At 68.5% G+C, this 16152-nt stretch carries 16 protein-coding genes; 8 read left to right on the top strand and 8 right to left on the bottom strand.

The window, feature by feature from the left end:
• Positions 1 to 966: EAL domain-containing protein (locus tag FFS23_RS10945; RefSeq protein WP_137898650.1), on the top strand; the 966-nt coding region annotated here is incomplete at its 5' end.
• Positions 960 to 1367: a YybH family protein gene (locus FFS23_RS10940; protein ID WP_137898649.1), complete on the top strand. Its 408-nt coding sequence runs from the start codon at positions 960 to 962 to the stop codon at positions 1365 to 1367. The genes FFS23_RS10945 and FFS23_RS10940, both read left to right, overlap by 7 nt.
• Before the next feature lie 286 nt (positions 1368 to 1653).
• Here FFS23_RS10940 and mfd read toward each other — a convergent pair whose 3' ends face one another.
• Positions 1654 to 5136: a transcription-repair coupling factor gene (mfd, locus tag FFS23_RS10935; protein WP_137898648.1), complete on the bottom strand. Its 3483-nt coding sequence runs from the start codon at positions 5134 to 5136 to the stop codon at positions 1654 to 1656.
• A 243-nt stretch (positions 5137 to 5379) separates the two neighbouring features.
• Positions 5380 to 5646: an FAD assembly factor SdhE gene (locus tag FFS23_RS10930; protein WP_038658272.1), complete on the bottom strand. Its 267-nt coding sequence runs from the start codon at positions 5644 to 5646 to the stop codon at positions 5380 to 5382.
• Positions 5647 to 5718: 72 nt separating this feature from the next.
• Here FFS23_RS10930 and recG point away from each other — a divergent pair, with 72 nt between their 5' ends.
• Positions 5719 to 7770 (top strand): ATP-dependent DNA helicase RecG, encoded by a 2052-nt coding sequence (gene recG, locus FFS23_RS10925; protein ID WP_137898647.1) that lies wholly within the window; start codon positions 5719 to 5721, stop codon positions 7768 to 7770.
• 277 nt (positions 7771 to 8047) lie between these two features.
• On the opposite strand, the gene FFS23_RS10920 is transcribed toward recG, so the two are convergent.
• The 4 genes from FFS23_RS10920 to serS form a co-directional block, all read right to left on the bottom strand.
• A complete protein-coding gene (locus FFS23_RS10920; RefSeq protein ID WP_249340637.1) occupies positions 8048 to 8353 on the bottom strand; it encodes a PilZ domain-containing protein in 306 nt (101 codons plus the stop codon).
• A 76-nt stretch (positions 8354 to 8429) separates the two neighbouring features.
• Positions 8430 to 9659, bottom strand: a complete 1230-nt coding sequence (tyrS, locus tag FFS23_RS10915; RefSeq protein ID WP_137898646.1) for a tyrosine--tRNA ligase — start codon at positions 9657 to 9659, stop codon at positions 8430 to 8432.
• A 54-nt stretch (positions 9660 to 9713) separates the two neighbouring features.
• On the bottom strand, positions 9714 to 10850 hold the full coding sequence (locus FFS23_RS10910; RefSeq protein ID WP_137898645.1) for a M23 family metallopeptidase: 1137 nt from the start codon (positions 10848 to 10850) through the stop codon (positions 9714 to 9716).
• Positions 10851 to 10854: 4 nt separating this feature from the next.
• Positions 10855 to 12135: a serine--tRNA ligase gene (gene serS / locus FFS23_RS10905; RefSeq protein ID WP_137898644.1), complete on the bottom strand. Its 1281-nt coding sequence runs from the start codon at positions 12133 to 12135 to the stop codon at positions 10855 to 10857.
• Positions 12136 to 12236: 101 nt separating this feature from the next.
• Between serS and FFS23_RS10900 the strand changes: the two genes are divergently transcribed.
• The gene (locus FFS23_RS10900; RefSeq protein WP_038658288.1) at positions 12237 to 12668 is read left to right on the top strand and encodes a host attachment family protein; all 432 of its coding nucleotides are present in this window, start codon (positions 12237 to 12239) and stop codon (positions 12666 to 12668) included.
• 63 nt (positions 12669 to 12731) lie between these two features.
• Here FFS23_RS10900 and FFS23_RS20095 read toward each other — a convergent pair whose 3' ends face one another.
• A complete protein-coding gene (locus FFS23_RS20095; protein WP_249340636.1) occupies positions 12732 to 13601 on the bottom strand; it encodes a hypothetical protein in 870 nt (289 codons plus the stop codon).
• A 457-nt stretch (positions 13602 to 14058) separates the two neighbouring features.
• Between FFS23_RS20095 and dksA the strand changes: the two genes are divergently transcribed.
• Together dksA and FFS23_RS10885 are read left to right on the top strand one after the other, a co-directional pair.
• Positions 14059 to 14523 carry an RNA polymerase-binding protein DksA gene (gene dksA / locus FFS23_RS10890; protein ID WP_038658291.1) on the top strand — a complete coding sequence of 155 codons (465 nt, stop codon included), beginning with the start codon at positions 14059 to 14061 and terminating at the stop codon, positions 14521 to 14523.
• Between the two features lie 84 nt (positions 14524 to 14607).
• Entirely contained in the window at positions 14608 to 14946 is a 339-nt protein-coding gene (locus tag FFS23_RS10885) for a PilZ domain-containing protein (protein WP_137898643.1), read from the top strand.
• Between the two features lie 89 nt (positions 14947 to 15035).
• On the opposite strand, the gene FFS23_RS10880 is transcribed toward FFS23_RS10885, so the two are convergent.
• Positions 15036 to 15191 (bottom strand): DUF465 domain-containing protein, encoded by a 156-nt coding sequence (locus tag FFS23_RS10880; RefSeq protein ID WP_081974265.1) that lies wholly within the window; start codon positions 15189 to 15191, stop codon positions 15036 to 15038.
• 169 nt (positions 15192 to 15360) lie between these two features.
• Between FFS23_RS10880 and FFS23_RS10875 the strand changes: the two genes are divergently transcribed.
• Positions 15361 to 15558 carry a YdcH family protein gene (locus tag FFS23_RS10875; protein WP_038658294.1) on the top strand — a complete coding sequence of 66 codons (198 nt, stop codon included), beginning with the start codon at positions 15361 to 15363 and terminating at the stop codon, positions 15556 to 15558.
• A 99-nt stretch (positions 15559 to 15657) separates the two neighbouring features.
• Positions 15658 to 16116, top strand: coding sequence for a DUF1465 family protein (locus tag FFS23_RS10870; protein WP_038658297.1), 459 nt, complete (start codon positions 15658 to 15660; stop codon positions 16114 to 16116).
• Positions 16117 to 16152: the final 36 nt, after the last annotated feature.

Here is a 16152-nt window from a genome sequence, read left to right as displayed (position 1 = left end):
GCGCTCGACGCCGCGCTCGCCCAGCCGCTGCTGGTCGGCGCGCGCCAGGCGGTGCTGGGCAGCCGCTGGGGCATGGCGGCGAGCGGTCCCGACGACGATGCCGCGCGGCTGCTCCGCCGCGCCGGCGAGGCGCTGGTCGCCGCCAAGGCGAGCGACGGCGCGATGATCCGCGTCGCCGGGCCGGAGGGTGCCGCGCCGCTCGATTCGCTGGCGATCGACCTTCATCTCGCGATCGAACGCGGCGAGATCGACGTGCTGTTCCAGCCGCAGGCGCGGATCGATGCGCGGACGATCACCGGCGTCGAGGCGCTGGCGCGCTGGCATCACGGCCGGCTCGGCCCGCTCGGCGCCGATGTGCTGTTCGCCGCCGCCGACCGCGCCGACCTCGGCATCGCTTTGTCCGATCACATCCAGCGGCTGGTGCTCGCCCGCGTCGCCGCCTGGCCCGCCGCGCTGTCGGCCTTGCGCGTCTCGCTCAACCTCACCGCCGGCGATCTCGGCCGGCCGGGCTTCGCCGCGCTGTTCCTCGACCGGGTCGCGGCGAGCGGCGTGCCGTTCGACCGCCTCACCGTCGAGATCACCGAGACCGGCGCGATCCGCAATCTGGAGGCTGCCGCCGAGGTCCTCGCCACGCTGCGCGCGGCAGGGGTGCGGGTGGCGCTCGACGATTTCGGCACCGGCTATTCCAGCCTCGCCTATCTGACCGCGCTGCCGCTCGACTATCTCAAGCTCGACAAGGCGCTCGCCTGCGGCATCGCCGCGACCGCGCGGCAGCGCGGCGTGGTCCGCGCGGTGATGACGCTGGCGCGCTCGCTCGACCTGCCGGTGATCGCCGAGGGGGTGGAGACCGACACCCAGCGCGCCCTGCTCGCCGCGGAGGGCTGCGCCTATCTGCAGGGCTATTGGCTCGCCGAGCCGCTCGACGAGGCGGCGCTGGCGACGATGGTGGAGGGGACGCGATGCTGATCGTACCGATGATGCTCGCCGCGGCAGCGGCACCGACCACCGCGGAGGCGGCGATCACCGCGGCGATGACCGACAGCGCCGCCGGCTGGAGCACGGGCGACATGCCGCGCTTCCTCGCCGTCTATGCCGAGGATGCGGTGTTCGTCACCAAGGATGGCCTCGTCCGCGGCAAGCCGGCGATCGCCGCGCGCTATGCGAAGACTTACGGTGCCGATCCTGCCGCGCGGGGGCGGTTGTCGTTCCGCATGCTCGGCTTCCGCCGGATCGACGCGAACCATCGGATGCTCTGGGCGAAGTGGCTGCTCGACTATCCCGGCGGCAAGCAGGATGCGGGCGTCACCTCGCTGCTGTTCGAGCGGCAGGCGGCCGGCTGGAAGATCGTCTCCGACCACAGCAGCTGACTGGCCGATACGCCCGTTCGCCCTGAGCCTGTCGAAGCCTGTCCTGAGCGACGCCGCAGGCGGCGTCGAAGGGGGCGGTGAGACTCAGGCCCTTAGACAAGCTCAGGGCGAACGGGGGAAAGGATGTGGCCGTAAGCCACTCACCCGCAGCCTTCGCCAGCCACTCCGACCACGGTAGCTGACCCGCCAACAGGCCTACCTCCGTTCGCCCTGAGCTTGTCGAAGGGCAGGTGAGACTCAGGCCCTCCGACGAGCTCGGGGCGAACGGCGCATGGCCGCGAACCGCTCACCCCGCCGCCTTCGCCAGCCCCTTCGACAATTGCAGCGCGCCATGCAGCCGCGACTTCGCATCCGGCCACGCCCGCTGGAGCACCAGCTTGCTGTCCGGCCGCAGCTTCGCGACGCCGTTCAGCCGCTCGACATAGGCCAGCAGCCCGGGAACGTTGGGCGGCGTATCGTCGTGGAAGCCGACCAGCACCCCGCGCGGTCCGACGTCCATCTTGGCGATACACGCCTTGCGCGCATTGAGCTTGATCTCGATCACCCGGATCAGATTGTCGGTCGCGTCGGGCAGCGGCCCGAATCGGTCGATCATCTCGGCGGCGAACGCCTCGATCTCGCGATTGTCCTCCAGCTCGTTCAACCGGCGATACAGGCCCATCCGCAAATCAAGGTCCGGCACGTAATCGTCCGGGATCAGGATCGGCGCATCGACCGTGATCTGTGGGCTGAAGTCGCGCGGGCGCAGCGCCATGCCGCCGGCCTTGGCGTCCATGATCGCCTCTTCCAGCATCGACTGGTAGAGTTCGTAGCCGACCTCCTTGATATGCCCCGATTGCTCGTCGCCGAGCAGATTGCCCGCACCGCGGATATCGAGATCGTGGCTGGCGAGCTGGAAACCGGCCCCCAGCGAATCGAGATCCGACAACACCTTGAGCCGCTTCTCCGCGGTCTCGGTCATCTGCCGCTCGGGCGGCGTCACCAGATAGGCATAGGCGCGCGTCTTCGACCGCCCGACCCGCCCGCGCAGCTGATAGAGCTGCGCCAGCCCGAACCGGTCGGCGCGGTTGACGATGATCGTATTGGCCGAGGCGATGTCGATCCCGCTCTCGATGATCGTCGTCGAGACGAGCACCTCGAACTTCTTGTCGTAGAAGGCGCTCATCCGCTCCTCGACCTCGGTCGGGCTCATCTGGCCGTGCGCGACGACGTAGCGGATCTCGGGCACCTCGTTGCGCAGATACTCTTCCAGATCCGGCAGGTCGGCGACGCGCGGCGTGACGATGAAGCTCTGCCCGCCGCGATAATGTTCGCGCAGCAGCGCCTCGCGCAGCACCACCGGGTCCCACGGGATCACGTAGGTGCGCACCGCGAGCCGGTCGACCGGCGGCGTCTGGATCACCGACAGCTCGCGGATGCCGCTCATCGCCATCTGCAACGTGCGCGGGATCGGCGTCGCGGTCAGCGTCAGCATATGCACGTCGGCACGCAGCGCCTTCAGCCGCTCCTTGTGCGTCACCCCGAACCTCTGCTCCTCGTCGACGATGACGAGACCCAGCCGTTTGAAGTCGATATTCTTCGCCAGCAACGCATGCGTGCCGATGACGACGTCGACCGTGCCGCCGGCGAGCCCTTCCTTGACCGCCTTGGCCTCGCCCGCGGGGACGAGCCGCGACAGCCGCCCCATGTTCATCGGAAAGCCTTCGAACCGCGCGCTGAAATTGTTGTAATGCTGGCGCGCGAGCAGCGTCGTCGGACAGACCACCGCGACCTGCTTGCCCGCCATCGCCGCGACGAAGGCGGCGCGCAGCGCGATCTCGGTCTTGCCGAAGCCGACGTCGCCGACGATCAGCCGGTCCATAGGCTTGCCCGCCGACAGGTCACCCAGCACGTCCTCGATCGCGCGATCCTGATCGTCGGTTTCGGCGTAGGGGAAACGGTCGACGAAGCTCGGATAGCCGCTGACATCGGGTTCGAGCACGTCGCCGGGGTGCAGCGCGCGTTCGGCGGCGGTCTTGATGAGCTCGCCCGCGATCTCGCGGATCCGCTCCTTCATCTTCGACTTGCGCCGCTGCCACGCCTCGCCGCCGAGCCGGTCGAGGCTCGCGCCCTCCTCGTTCGAGCCGTAGCGCGACAGCACTTCCAGATTCTCGACCGGCACGAACAATTTGTCGCCGCCGGCATATTCGACCGCGACGCAATCGTGCGGGCTCTTGCCGACGGGGATCGATGTCAGGCCAAGATATTTGCCGATGCCGTGGTCGCTGTGGACGACGAGGTCGCCCGGCGTCAGCGCCGCGATCTCGGCGAGGAAGGCGTCGGCGGATTTCTTGCGCTTGGCGCGCCGCACCAGCCGGTCGCCGAGCATGTCCTGCTCGGTGAGCACGGCGACGTCGGGTGCGGTGAAGCCGTGGTCGAGCGGCAGCACGACGAGCGCGACGCCCGCCGACTTGCCCGTATCGGCGACGCCCAGCGCCTCCTGCCAGCTCTCCGCCGCCTTGCCGCCGTGGAGGCCATGGTCTTTGAGCAGATTGCCCAGCCGCTCGCGCGCACCGACCGAATAGCTCGCAAGGACGGGCTTCTTGCCCGCCTTGCGAAGCGCCTTGAGGTGATCGACCACCGCCTCGTAGACGTTGGCGCTCGCCGATCGCTCGGGACCGAAATCGCGCGGCCCGTCGACGTCGAAGTCGAGGACGGTGGCGCTTTCCGGCTCGTGGAACGGCGTCGTCAGATGCGCGCGCGCGGCGTCGAGACTCGCCGCCCATTCCTTGGCGTCGAGATACAGCGTCTTCGCGGCGAGCGGCCGATAGCTGCCCGGCTGCGCCGCCTCGGCGCGCTGGCGGTTTTCATAATAATCGGCGATCGATTCCATCCGCCCCTCGGCGGCGCCGGTGACGCCGAAGTCGCGCACCACCACGTCGTCGGCGGAGAGATGGTCGAACAGCGTCGCCAATTTCTCCTCGAACAGCGGCAGCCAATGTTCCATGCCGGCGAGCCGCCGCCCGTCGCTGATCGCCTGATACAGAGGATCGCCGGTCGCGGTGGCGCCGAACTTGTCGCGATAGCGGGTGCGGAAGCGCTTGATCGATTCCTCGTCGAGCAGCGCTTCCGACGCGGGCAGCAGCGTGAAGCCGTCGATCCGCCCGGTGGTACGCTGGTCCTCGGGGGAGAAGGTCCGCACCGTCTCGATCTCGTCGCCGAAGAAGTCGAGGCGCAGCGCCTGTTCCTCGCCGCTCGGGAACAGGTCGAGGATGCCGCCGCGCACCGCATATTCGCCCTGGTCGTGGACCGTTTCGGTGCGGACGTAGCCGTTCGCCTGCAACAGCCGGGCGAGATCGTCGCGGTCGATCCGCGCGCCGGGCTCCAGCGTCGCGACGAGCTGGCGGATGCGGAACGGCGTCAGCACGCGCTGCGTCGCCGCATTGGCGGTGGTGAGGACGAGTTGCGGCGTCTTCTTCGGTCGCTGCAACTGCCACAAGGCCGCGATCCGCTCCGCCATGATGCGCAGCGTCGGGCTGGCGCGATCATAGGGCAGGCAATCCCACGCCGGGAAGCTGATGACCTCCAGCTCGGGCGCGAAGAACGCTGCCGTCGCCGCGACCGCGCGCATCGCCGCATCGTCCGGCGCGACGAACACCGCACGGCCGCCCTTGCCGCTATGCGCCGCGGCGCGCGCGAGATCGGCCAGCAGCGACGGCTGGAACCCGGCGGGGACGCCGGCGAGCGTCAACGGGGTCTTGGCGGACAGGATCGTCTTCAGATCGGGCATTGTTTTCTCGGTTGGGCGCCTTTGCGGACGAAGCGCCGGGAGATGGCATGAACGAAATGGGTCGGCCGATGGAGCAGGTAGCTCGCCCTAATATTCCCCGGCACCCCGGACTTGTTCCGGGGTCCACCCCGCGGCGGGGAGCGGGGCTGGAGGCGTGAGCGGACCCCTGCGGCCCGGTGGACCCCGGAACAAGTCCGGGGTGACGGGTGGAGGCGGCGAGACCTTCGCAAACCGCCGACAGTGTCAGCGGCTGACCGGCACGTAGCTCAGCGAACGCATCTGCATCATCATCGGCCCGTCCCATTCGGGCGGGCAGGGCAGCGATCCGATCGCCCAGCCCATGATGTCGACGTCCTGCTCCTCCAGCAGCGTTTCGAACCAGTCGAGCTGTTCCGGCGTCCAGTCCGCGCCGTGCGCGTCGAAGAAGCCGCCGATCATCAGATCGGCCTCCTTGGTGCCGCGATGCCAGGCACGAAACTTCATGCGCTTGAGGCGGGTGGCGTGATCCATCGACAATCCCATGCAAATAGCCCGGCAACCGCTGGCCGCGGCGGTCGGGTACGGTATAGCGGTCATGTAGTCATGCGCCCCGATATCCTCAATCCGCTGTTCGCCGAGGTCACCGCCCTGAAGGGGGTCGGCCCCGGCCTCGCCAAGCCGCTCGACCGGCTCGGCCTCGCCCGCGTCGTCGACGTCGCCTTCCATCTGCCCAGCGGCTGGATCGATCGCCTGCCGCGCGACGCGCTGGACATCGCCGATGCCGGCCGCATCGTCGCTATCACATTGATTCCACGCGATTATAAGACGAGCACCGGTCGCGGCCCGACCCGCGTCCAGGCCACCGACGCGGCCGGCAATAGCGTGAACTTAGTGTATTTTGGCGGCTCGTCGGGCTGGGTGAAGAAGCTGCTGCCGCTCGGCGAGCCGCGTCGCGTGTCGGGCAAGCTCGAAAGCTACGGCGAGACGCTCCAGATCATCCACCCGGACCTCGGCGAACCCGACGAGGTCTTCCGCGAGCGCGAGGCGATCTACCCGCTCTCCGAAGGCCTTACCTCGCGCCGTCTCGCCGGCTTCGCCGCGCAGGCGATCGAGCGCGCGCCAGAGCTGGCGGAGTGGATCGAGCCCGGCCTCAAGGCCAAGCGCGGCTGGCCCGACTGGCGCGAGGCCTTGCAGCGCATCCACGCCGACCCCGCCGACAAGACCGCCCGCGAACGCCTCGCCTATGACGAGATCTTCGCCAACCAGCTCGCGATGACGCTGGTCCGCGCCGATACGCGCAAGCGGCGGGGCAGGGCGCTGGTCGGCGACGGCCGGCTGCGCGACCTGCTGCGCCTGCCCTACACGCCGACCGGCGCGCAGACCCGCTCGGTGGCGGAGATCGAGGGCGACCTCGCCCAGACCGCGCCGATGCTGCGGCTGCTGCAAGGCGATGTCGGTTCGGGCAAGACGCTGGTCGCCGCCATGTCTCTGCTGATCGCGGTCGAGGCGGGGGCGCAGGGCGCGATGCTCGCCCCCACCGAGATCCTCGCCCGCCAGCACTACGACAGCCTGCGCAAACTGCTCGCCGGCCTGCCGATCGAGATCGCCGTCCTCACCGGCCGCGACAAGGGCAAGGCGCGCGAGGCGACGCTGATGGCGCTCGCCAGCGGCGAGATCGACATCCTCGTCGGCACGCACGCGATCTTTCAGGAGGCGGTCGGCTACAAGGACCTCGGCCTCGTCGTCGTCGATGAGCAGCACCGTTTCGGCGTCGCGCAGCGCATGCTGTTGCAGGCCAAGGGCAAGGCACCGCCGCACCTGCTCGCGATGACCGCGACGCCGATCCCGCGCACGCTGACGCTCGCGCAATATGGCGAGATGGACGTCAGCCGGCTCGACGAGATGCCGCCCGGCCGCGAGCCGATCGAGACGCGCGTTGTCTCCGAAGACCGGCTCGACGAGGTGATCAACGCGATCGGCCGCCATATGGCCGACGGCGGTCAGGCCTATTGGGTCTGCCCGTTGGTGGAGGAAAGCGAGAAGAGCGACCTCGCCGCAGCGGAGATGCGCGCCGAGACGCTGCGCAACCGCTTCGGCGAGCGGATCGGCGTCGTCCACGGCCGGATGAAGCCCGCCGAGAAGGACGCGGTGATGGAAGCCTTCTTCGCCAACCGGCTGAGCGTCCTCGTCGCGACCACCGTGATCGAGGTCGGCGTCGATGTCCCCAATGCGACCCTGATCGTGATCGAGCACGCCGACCGCTTCGGCCTCGCCCAGCTCCACCAGCTTCGTGGCCGGGTCGGGCGTGGCGGCGGTCTGTCGCGCTGCCTGCTGCTGCGCGGTGCCTCGCTGAGCGAAACGTCGCGCGCGCGGCTCGCCCTGATGCGCGAAAGCAACGACGGCTTCCGTATCGCCGAGGAGGATCTGCGCCTGCGCGGCGGCGGCGAACTGCTCGGCACCCGCCAGTCGGGCGAGGTGACCTTCCGCCTCGCGCTCCCCGAGATGCTCGCCGACCTGCTGCAATGCGCGCAGGACGACGCCCGGTTGCTGATCGATCGCGACGGCGGGCTGGAGGGACCAAGGGGGCAGGCGGCGCGCGTGGCGCTCTACCTGTTCGACCGCGATGCCGGGGTCGCGCTGCTGCGATCGGGGTGACGCGCCCAGAGGAGCGTGCCGTATCCTCCCCGATTGTGGGCAGGGCGATCGCATATGAACGATCGAGTGACCCGGACGACTTGCCAAACCCGATCCGTCACCCCGGCCTTGCGCCGGGGTCCCGCTTCTTCGGACGATTCGAAGAAGCGGGATGCCGGATCAAATCCGGCATGACGGGAACGTAAATACCGTCGCAGCACTCCGAATGGTCATCTGCGATTGCCCCGCCCCGCAAGGGGGAGGACAAAGCGGGAGCGCCGCGATCCCGCAGGAACCGCTACCCTGCCATCGCCCCCAGCACGGCATGATAGCGGTTCGCGGGGATCGGCCGCTCCAACTGGCAGCCGATCCGGCCGCCCAGTGCCCAGCGCACGACGACGCGTACGTCGCCGACCGCGGGCAGCCGGATGAAGAGCCAGTCGCCGGCACTCACCGCCACGTCGCTGCGGATCATCAGACCCGACGGCGACAGATTGACGATCAGCACCGTGACGCGACGCTCGTCGGCGAGCATCGCGCTGCTGCGGTGATGCACCTCGTCGCGCGGTTCGCTGCGGTCGTCGGACAGGGTCGCTGCAATCACCACCAGACTCCTCCGAAACGATCCTACTCAAGGCCATTTCGGACTTATCCCTACAGGGTGATGCGTTTACGAGTCCTTACCGCGCGGGGGTGAGCAGCCCGTGCAGCTTCTTGCCCGCCGACACCCGCACCTCGGCCTCGCCTAGCGCGATCGTCGCCGCCTCGTCGCTCACCTTCTCGCCGTCGATGCGCGCGCCGCCACCGGCGATCAGCCGCCGTGCCTCGCCCTTCGACTTGGCGAAGCCGAGCGCGACCAAAGCATCGACCACCGCGATCGACTCGCCGGATACCGCAACGCTCGGCAAGGCATCGCCGCTGGCGCCCTCCTCGAAGGTGCGGCGCGCCGTCTCCGCCGCCTGTTCCGCCGCCGCACGACCGCGGCACATCGCGGTCGCCTCGTTGGCGAGCACCTTCTTCGCCTCGTTGATCTCCGCCCCCGGCAACGCCTCCAGCCGCGCGATCTCGTCGAGCGGCAGGTCGGTGAACAGGCGCAGGAAGCGGCCGACATCGCGATCGTCGGTGTTGCGCCAGAATTGCCAGTAATCGAAATGCGGCAACTGATCCTCGTGCAGCCACACCGCACCGGCCATCGTCTTGCCCATCTTGCCGCCGTCGGCGGTGGTGATCAGCGGCGTGGTGACGCCGAACACCTCGGTGCTGTCCATGCGGCGGGCCAGCTCGATGCCGTTGACGATATTGCCCCATTGATCGCTGCCGCCCATCTGCAACCGGCAGCCAGCGCGCCGCGACAGCTCCAGGAAGTCATAGGCCTGCAGGATCATATAGTTGAATTCGAGGAAGCTCAGCGATTGCTCGCGGTCGAGACGCAGCTTGACCGAGTCGAACGACAGCATCCGGTTGACCGAGAAATGCTGGCCGACGTCGCGCAGGAACGGGATATATTCCAGCCGGTCGAGCCATTCGGCATTGTCGACCATTACCGCATCGGTGGGGCCGTCGCCGAAGGTCAGGAAGCGCTCGAAGATCCGCTTGATCGACGCGACGTTCGCCTTGATGCCATCCTCGCCGAGCAGCTTGCGCGCCTCGTCCTTGAAGCTGGGATCGCCGATCTTGCCGGTACCGCCGCCCATCAGCACGATCGGCTTGTGGCCGGTCTGCTGGAGCCGGCGCAGCAACATGATCTGGACGAGGCTGCCGACATGGAGCGACGGCGCGGTCGGATCGAAGCCGATATAGCCCGGCACCACCGTCTTCGTCGCGAGCGCATCGAGCGCGGCGGCATCGGTGAGCTGGTGGATATAGCCGCGCGAGGCGAGCGTGCTCAGCAGGTCGGACTGGTAGGTCATCCGCGCCGGTTAGCAAGCGACGCGGCGCCCGTCACCCTCCGCAGCTGCGGGATGTCACCGCCTTGGCAATTGGCTCTGCGGATCGACCGGCGTCCGGCCCTTGCGCAACTCGAAATGCAGTTCGGGCTGGTCCGCGAAGCCGGTGTCGCCCGACAGCGCGATCGTCTGGCCGCGCTTGACGCTCTGCCCGCGCTGGACGAGCAGCTTGGCGGCATGACCGTAGACGCTGGTCCAGCCGTTGCCATGGCGGACGATGACGAGCCCGCCGAGCGCGGCGATGCCGTCACCGGCATAAGCGACGACGCCGTCGGCGGTCGCATGGACCGGCGTCGACACCGGCACCGCGATCTTGATCCCGTCGTTGCGTTCGCCGCTCTTGCCCGGCCCGAAGCGGCGGACGACCTTGCCGTCGACCGGCCAGACGAAGCCGCCCTGCAACCGTGCCGGCGCCGCGACGACGGCGGTCGGCGGCAGCACGCGGCCGGGGTTGGCGACCGGCTTCGCGGGGGCCTGACGCGGTGCCGCCGCGGGCTCGCCACCGGTCAGGATGTCGTCGATGTCGAGCTTGAACGCCGCCGCGCGATCGGCACGGCTCGGCGCGGCGCCGGGATCGCCGGGAATCAGCACACGCTGCCCGGCGCGCAGCACATAGGGTTCCTCGAGCGCATTAGCGGCGACGATGCGCGACCATTCGACGCCATAGGCGCGGGCGATGGCGATGCCCGTCTCGCCGGGACGGACGAGGTGATAGCGCCCGCCCGGGATGGTCAGCCGCTGGCCGGCGCGGATCGTATAGGGCGGCGCCAGCCCGTTCGCGCGCGCGATCGCCTCCGATCCCGCGCCGGTACGCTCGGCGACGCGGCGCAGCGAATCGCCGGGCGCGACGACATAGCTCTGCTCGGCGACGACCCGCGCATCGGGCGTGACCGGCCGTGCCTCCCACGCCGGGCGCGCCGTGCGCGGCATCGCCACGTCGCCGCGTGCGGCGGGACGGGTCGGCGGCAGGTGGCGAACGGGCGGGGTGGACCGCGGCGGCGGCGGTTCGTTGCGCGGCGGGGGTTCGCTATACTGTGGGGCGCGTTGCGGCGGCGGCGCGCGCTCCACCGATGGCGGCGCATCGACGCTCGGGATACAGGCGGACAGCGTCAGGCCGGCCAGCGCCAGACTGCCTGCGATCCGCCCCCGCGCCATGCCGTCAGCGCTTGGCTTCGAGCCGGTCGAGCCCGCCGAGATACGGCTGGAGCACCGCCGGCACCGCGACCGAGCCGTCCGCCTGCTGGTAATTCTCCAGCACCGCGACCAGCGTCCGGCCGACCGCCAGCCCCGAACCGTTGAGCGTGTGGACGAAGCGCGTCGCCTTCTCCCCCTCGGCACGGTAGCGCGCGTTCATCCGCCGCGCCTGGAAGTCGCCGCAGGTCGAGCAGCTCGAAATCTCGCGATACGTATCCTGCCCCGGCAGCCAGACCTCGAGGTCGTAGGTGCGCCGCGCGGTGAAGCCCATGTCACCCGCGCACAGCAGCATCCGCCGATAGGGCAGGTCGAGCGCGTCGAGGATGCTCTCGGCACATTGCGTCATCCGCTCGTGCTCCGCCTCGGACGCCTCCTCGGCGACGATCGACACCATCTCGACCTTGTCGAACTGATGCTGGCGGATATAGCCGCGCGTGTCGCGCCCCGCCGCGCCCGCTTCCGAGCGGAAGCAGGGCGTCAGCGCCGCGAAGCGCAGCGGCAGCTCGCCCGCGGGCAGGATTGCCTCGCGCACGATATTGGTCAGCGACACCTCGGCGGTCGGGATCAGCCAGCGGCCGTCGGTTGTGCGGAACAGGTCTTCGGCGAATTTGGGCAATTGCCCGGTGCCGAACACCGCCTCGTCCTTGACCAGTAGCGGCGGCGCCACTTCCTCGAAGCCATGGTCGCGGGTCAGCGTGTCGAGCATGAACTGGCCGAGCGCGCGTTGCAGCCGCGCCGCCGGCCCGCGCACCAGCGTGAAGCGCGCGCCGGCGATCGCGACACCGGTCTCGAAATCGAGGCCGATCGCCGGCCCGATCGCATCATGTTCACGCGCCGGAAAGGCGAAGGCTGGCGGCGTGCCGCGCTGGTGGACGACGACGTTGCCGCTCTCGTCCTCGCCGGCCGGCACGTCGGCGGCGGGCAGATTGGGCAGAGCGGCGAGCGTCGTGTTCAGCCGCTCCGCCGCATCGGCCTCGCCGGCCTCGAGCTGCGGCAGCAGATCCTTGAGCGCGGCGACCTCGGCCATCAACGCCTGTGCGCGCGCCTCGTCCTTCTGCGCCTTGGCCTGGCCGATCTGCTTCGAGAGATCGTTGCGGCGGGTCTGCGCGTCCTGGGCGGCGGCGATCGCGACACGGCGCGCGTCGTCGAGCGACAGTAGCCCCGCGGCCTGCGGGGCGACGCCGCGGCGGGCGAGGGCGGCGTCGAAAGCGGCGGGATCGTCCCGGATGGCGCGGATGTCGTGCATGATCCGGCGGCTATGCCGCCGCGCCCCCGACCGCGCAAGTCGGCAACCCCATCGCCCTCGGCGGCGTTGACCCCCCGAGTCCAACGATCAGGAGTAACCCGATGCAGGTCCCCCACAATGCCTTCGTACTGGTCGCCGACGGCCGCAAGGCCCTGTTCTTCCGCAACGAGGGCGATGCCGAATTCCCCAACCTGCAGGTCGAACACGCCGAGGAACGCGTCAATCCTGCCGATCGCGACCAGAAGACCGATGCCGCCGGCGGTGCCAGCGCGACGCAGATGGGCACGATGGACGAGGTCGATTTCCATCAGCAGGAGGAGGATCGGTTCGCCGCCGACACCGCCGACATGCTCAAGCGCCGCGCGCTTGCCAACGAGTTCGATTCGCTGATCATCGTCGCGCCGCCGAAGACGCTCGGCGAGTTGCGCCGCCATTATCACAAGGAGGTCAGCAACCGCCTCGCCGGCGAGCTGGCCAAGGATCTCACCGGTCATCCGGTGCCCGACATCGAGAAGGCGCTCAGCGCCGCCTGACGACAGCCTGATGCGACAAGGGGTGCCGGACGCGAATCCGGCACCCCTTTGCCTGTCCGTTGATCAGGCCGCCTGTGGCTTGGCGAACCGCTTGCGGGCGATCAGCGCGGCGGCGGCGGCGCCGAACAGCAGCACCATCGGCGGGGCCGGCACCGGCGCGGGCGGACCGCCCGACGATCCCGGCGGTCCCGGCGGGCCGCCGTGATGGCCGCTCGACGTCCAGCCACCGTTCGACGACCAGCCGCCGCTGGTGCTCCAGCCCTTCGAGCTCGACCCGTAATTGTTCTGGTTCTGCCCCTGGCCCTGATTCTGGTTCTGATTCTGGCCCTGGTTCTGGTTTTGCCCCTGGTTCTGGCTCTGGTTGTTGCTGTTGTTGTTCGTGTTGGAATTCTGGTTGTTGTTCGAATTCTGATTGCTGTTGGAATTGTTGTTATTGTTGTTGATGTCGACGTTGGCGCCACCGGTCGAGCTGCTGGTCGACGACGAGCTCGATATGTTGCCCGACGACGAACTCGACACGTTGCCCGACGACGACGAACTGCCCGACGAGGAACTGCTGGTCGAACTCGACCCGCCGCTCGACGTCGACGAGATCACCACGCTGCCGCTCGATCCGGATGATCCGCCGCCGAAGAAGCCACCGCCGAACCCGCCACCAAAGCCGCCGCCGAACCCGCCGCTGCCGCCGACAACCACGGGTACGCCGCCGCCGCCGCCGCCGATGAAGCCTTGCGCCGCGGGCAGCGGCACCGGCACGGGCGCCGCCTGGCTGGCCACCGTCACCACCGCGGGGGCGCAGCTCGTCGTGGTCGTCGTGACGACGCGGCGGCGCACACCCTGGCGCTGCACCGCGGCGACCTGCCGCCGCACGACGACGCGCTTCTTGACCTGCTTGACGTAGACGGGTCGGTTCGGTCGCTCCGCGACGTGCACGGCACCGCCACCGATCAACGCTCCCCCGCATGCGCAAGCGCATAATTTCGCCAAGGCCATCCTTACGGACATAAGGTCTCTTTCTCGTTGCTGGTGGCCATGCCCCAGAATCCCGCTCGCAGCACGGCGGTGCTGCCATAGGACAAAGGGCCAAAGAAACGATTAAGTGCAAGAACCTTCGGCACTTTGTCGCTCCGATATCGCCTTTTCACCGCGCCGATGTGTCGCGATCGCCGTTAACGTACCAGAGTGGAACAGATGTTTGATTCGCCGTTAACCACGGCCGCCCCGTCGCGGCGCGGTCGCATTCTGTCCGCCGGCATGCTGCAATAAAAGAACGCCGAGGCGTACGATTCGGCAACTCTCATCGCTTGTGGTTCCTTTCGGGCGCGATTATAGGCGCTTCAACCATTTGGGGGCGGCCCCGAGGTCATCATGGGGCCGGAGGGAGAGTGGTATGGCAACGCAAGTCAGTCAGATAGACGATGTAACGACCAATCCGCCGGCGGCCAACGATGCCGACGATGGCTATCGACCCAGCAACGACGAACCGTTCATGACGCGGCGTCAGCAGGCGTATTTCCGCAACAAGCTGCTGCGCTGGAAGGATGCGATCCTCCAGGATGCGGCGGGCACGCTCAACCAGCTCCAGGTCGACTCGCTGCGCGAGGCCGATCTCACCGATCGCGCGTCGAGCGAGACCGACTGGTCGATCGAGCTGCGCACCCGCGATCGCCAGCGCAAATTGGTCTCGAAGATCGAGGCGGCGATCCGCCGCATCGACGAGGGCGAATACGGCTATTGCGAAGTGACCGGCGAACCGATCAGCCTCGGCCGGCTGGAGGCGCGTCCGATCGCGACGATGACGCTGGAGGCGCAGGAGCGGCACGAGCGCAACGAGAAGATCTCGCGCGAGGATTGAACCGGCGTGGGCGGTTAACGCTTTCGCCACCATCGGCCATTAGGCGCCGGCGCCTAATCCCGCACGGTCACACAGGCTTCGTTTATGGACAGCTACTCCCACGACCCGTTCGACAAGGCCGATGCGGCCGGTGGGTCGCAGCGCAGCCGTTCGCGCGACAGCCTGTTCCTCATGGCGCAATTGCGCTTCGAGGAAGAGACGACGGTCCGCGACGTACGTGTCCGCAATCTGTCGGAGGGCGGGCTGATGGTCGACTGCGCCCGCGTCAAGGAGCCGGGCACGCCGGTGGCGCTGGAGCTGCGCGGTATCGGCAAGGTGACCGGCAAGGTCGCCTGGTGCACCGAAGGCCGGATCGGCATCGCGCTCGACTCGCCGATCGATCCCAAGAAGGCCCGCAAGCCGGTGAGCGGGGCCAAAGGATAAGGCGGGATCGACCGTCGGGGCATCTGAGCAGGGGTCCTGCATGACCCTGATGCAAAAGGCCCCTCCGCGACGGGAGGGGCCGAAGGGCCTTACAGGCCGCTGAGCTCTTCCTTGAGCTTCAGCTTCTTGCGTTTCAGGTCGGTGAGGATTGCGGCGTCGGGCAACGGGCGGTGGACCTCGTCGGCGATGCGGCGGTCGAGCGCGGCATGCTTGGTCTCCAGTGCCTGTTGATGCGTCGTCTGCATTTCGGTTCCTCCTGATGCATGCGTGTTGGGGGACTGAGTAAACCATCGAAGAGGTTAAAAGTCCTCATCGCAAAGCGACGAACGCGATTAGCCGAGTGGCTACGTGCGACGACTTGGTCCGCGCCCGCGGCTGGGCTAGGGGAGCCACGCAGGCGGCAGGGGATTAGGCATGGACGAAGCACAGATCATCGCCCGGCTCGACGCGCTGCGCACCGAACATCGCGATCTGGATGCCGCGATCGACGCGCTCACCGCGACCGGCGTGCCCGACCAGTTGCAGGTCGCGCGACTCAAGAAGCGCAAGCTGCGGCTGCGCGACGAGATCGCCAATTGCGAGGATCAACTGATCCCCGACATCATCGCCTGAGATTATTTCGTCCCGGACCGAATCACTTCGGCACAATCGGCACAATCGGGACCGTTGCGGCACCTGTCCAAGCCGGGGGGCTTGTGCCACCCAACGGTCATGACCCGCAGCAGCAGCGAATCACGCATCCACGATCGTCTGATCGACTCGCTTTATACCGAGGCGATGCTGCTCGCCGACGAGGCGCGCGACTATTTCGACAGCGAGGGCCGGCTGGAGCGCGAGACGCTCGATCCGCTGATCCGCGTCGGCTTCTCCTGTGAATCGCTCAAGATCACCACGCGGTTGATGCACGTCATCGCCTGGCTGCTCACCCAGCGTGCCATCGACGCCGGCGAGATCAAGCCGCGCGAGGCGCTCGACCCGACGCGCCGGCTCGGCAGCGCGCCGCAGTTCGACGCCGATCTCGTCCGCGCGCTGCCGGTGCGCGCGCAGGGTCTGGTCGCCGCCAGCGCCAATCTCCATCGCCGCGTCGGCCTGCTCGACGATGCGCAGGTGCCGCACCCGACGTCGAGCCCGGTCCACCATCTCCACGATCGTCTCGCGCTGGCCTTCTGAACCGCGGTCTGTCCTACATCGGCGACGCCCGCTAGA

Origin of the sequence: Sphingomonas sp. 2SG, assembly GCF_005503285.1 — a bacterium.
GTDB classification, from domain to species: Bacteria; Pseudomonadota; Alphaproteobacteria; order Sphingomonadales; family Sphingomonadaceae; genus Sphingomonas; species Sphingomonas taxi.
The sequence above is the reverse complement of the archived record's forward strand: the minus strand, read 5'-3'. Positions and strand labels throughout refer to the sequence as shown.

Coding starts and splice junctions, on each gene's coding strand:
- FFS23_RS10940 (WP_137898649.1), top strand. CDS start 960: ATGCTGATCGTACCGATGATGCTCGCCGCGGCAGCGGCACCGACCACC.
- mfd (WP_137898648.1), bottom strand. CDS start 5,136: ATGCCCGATCTGAAGACGATCCTGTCCGCCAAGACCCCGTTGACGCTC.
- FFS23_RS10930 (WP_038658272.1), bottom strand. CDS start 5,646: ATGGATCACGCCACCCGCCTCAAGCGCATGAAGTTTCGTGCCTGGCAT.
- recG (WP_137898647.1), top strand. CDS start 5,719: ATGCGCCCCGATATCCTCAATCCGCTGTTCGCCGAGGTCACCGCCCTG.
- tyrS (WP_137898646.1), bottom strand. CDS start 9,659: ATGACCTACCAGTCCGACCTGCTGAGCACGCTCGCCTCGCGCGGCTAT.
- FFS23_RS10910 (WP_137898645.1), bottom strand. CDS start 10,850: ATGGCGCGGGGGCGGATCGCAGGCAGTCTGGCGCTGGCCGGCCTGACG.
- serS (WP_137898644.1), bottom strand. CDS start 12,135: ATGCACGACATCCGCGCCATCCGGGACGATCCCGCCGCTTTCGACGCC.
- FFS23_RS10900 (WP_038658288.1), top strand. CDS start 12,237: ATGCAGGTCCCCCACAATGCCTTCGTACTGGTCGCCGACGGCCGCAAG.
- dksA (WP_038658291.1), top strand. CDS start 14,059: ATGGCAACGCAAGTCAGTCAGATAGACGATGTAACGACCAATCCGCCG.
- FFS23_RS10885 (WP_137898643.1), top strand. CDS start 14,608: ATGGACAGCTACTCCCACGACCCGTTCGACAAGGCCGATGCGGCCGGT.
- FFS23_RS10880 (WP_081974265.1), bottom strand. CDS start 15,191: ATGCAGACGACGCATCAACAGGCACTGGAGACCAAGCATGCCGCGCTC.
- FFS23_RS10875 (WP_038658294.1), top strand. CDS start 15,361: ATGGACGAAGCACAGATCATCGCCCGGCTCGACGCGCTGCGCACCGAA.
- FFS23_RS10870 (WP_038658297.1), top strand. CDS start 15,658: ATGACCCGCAGCAGCAGCGAATCACGCATCCACGATCGTCTGATCGAC.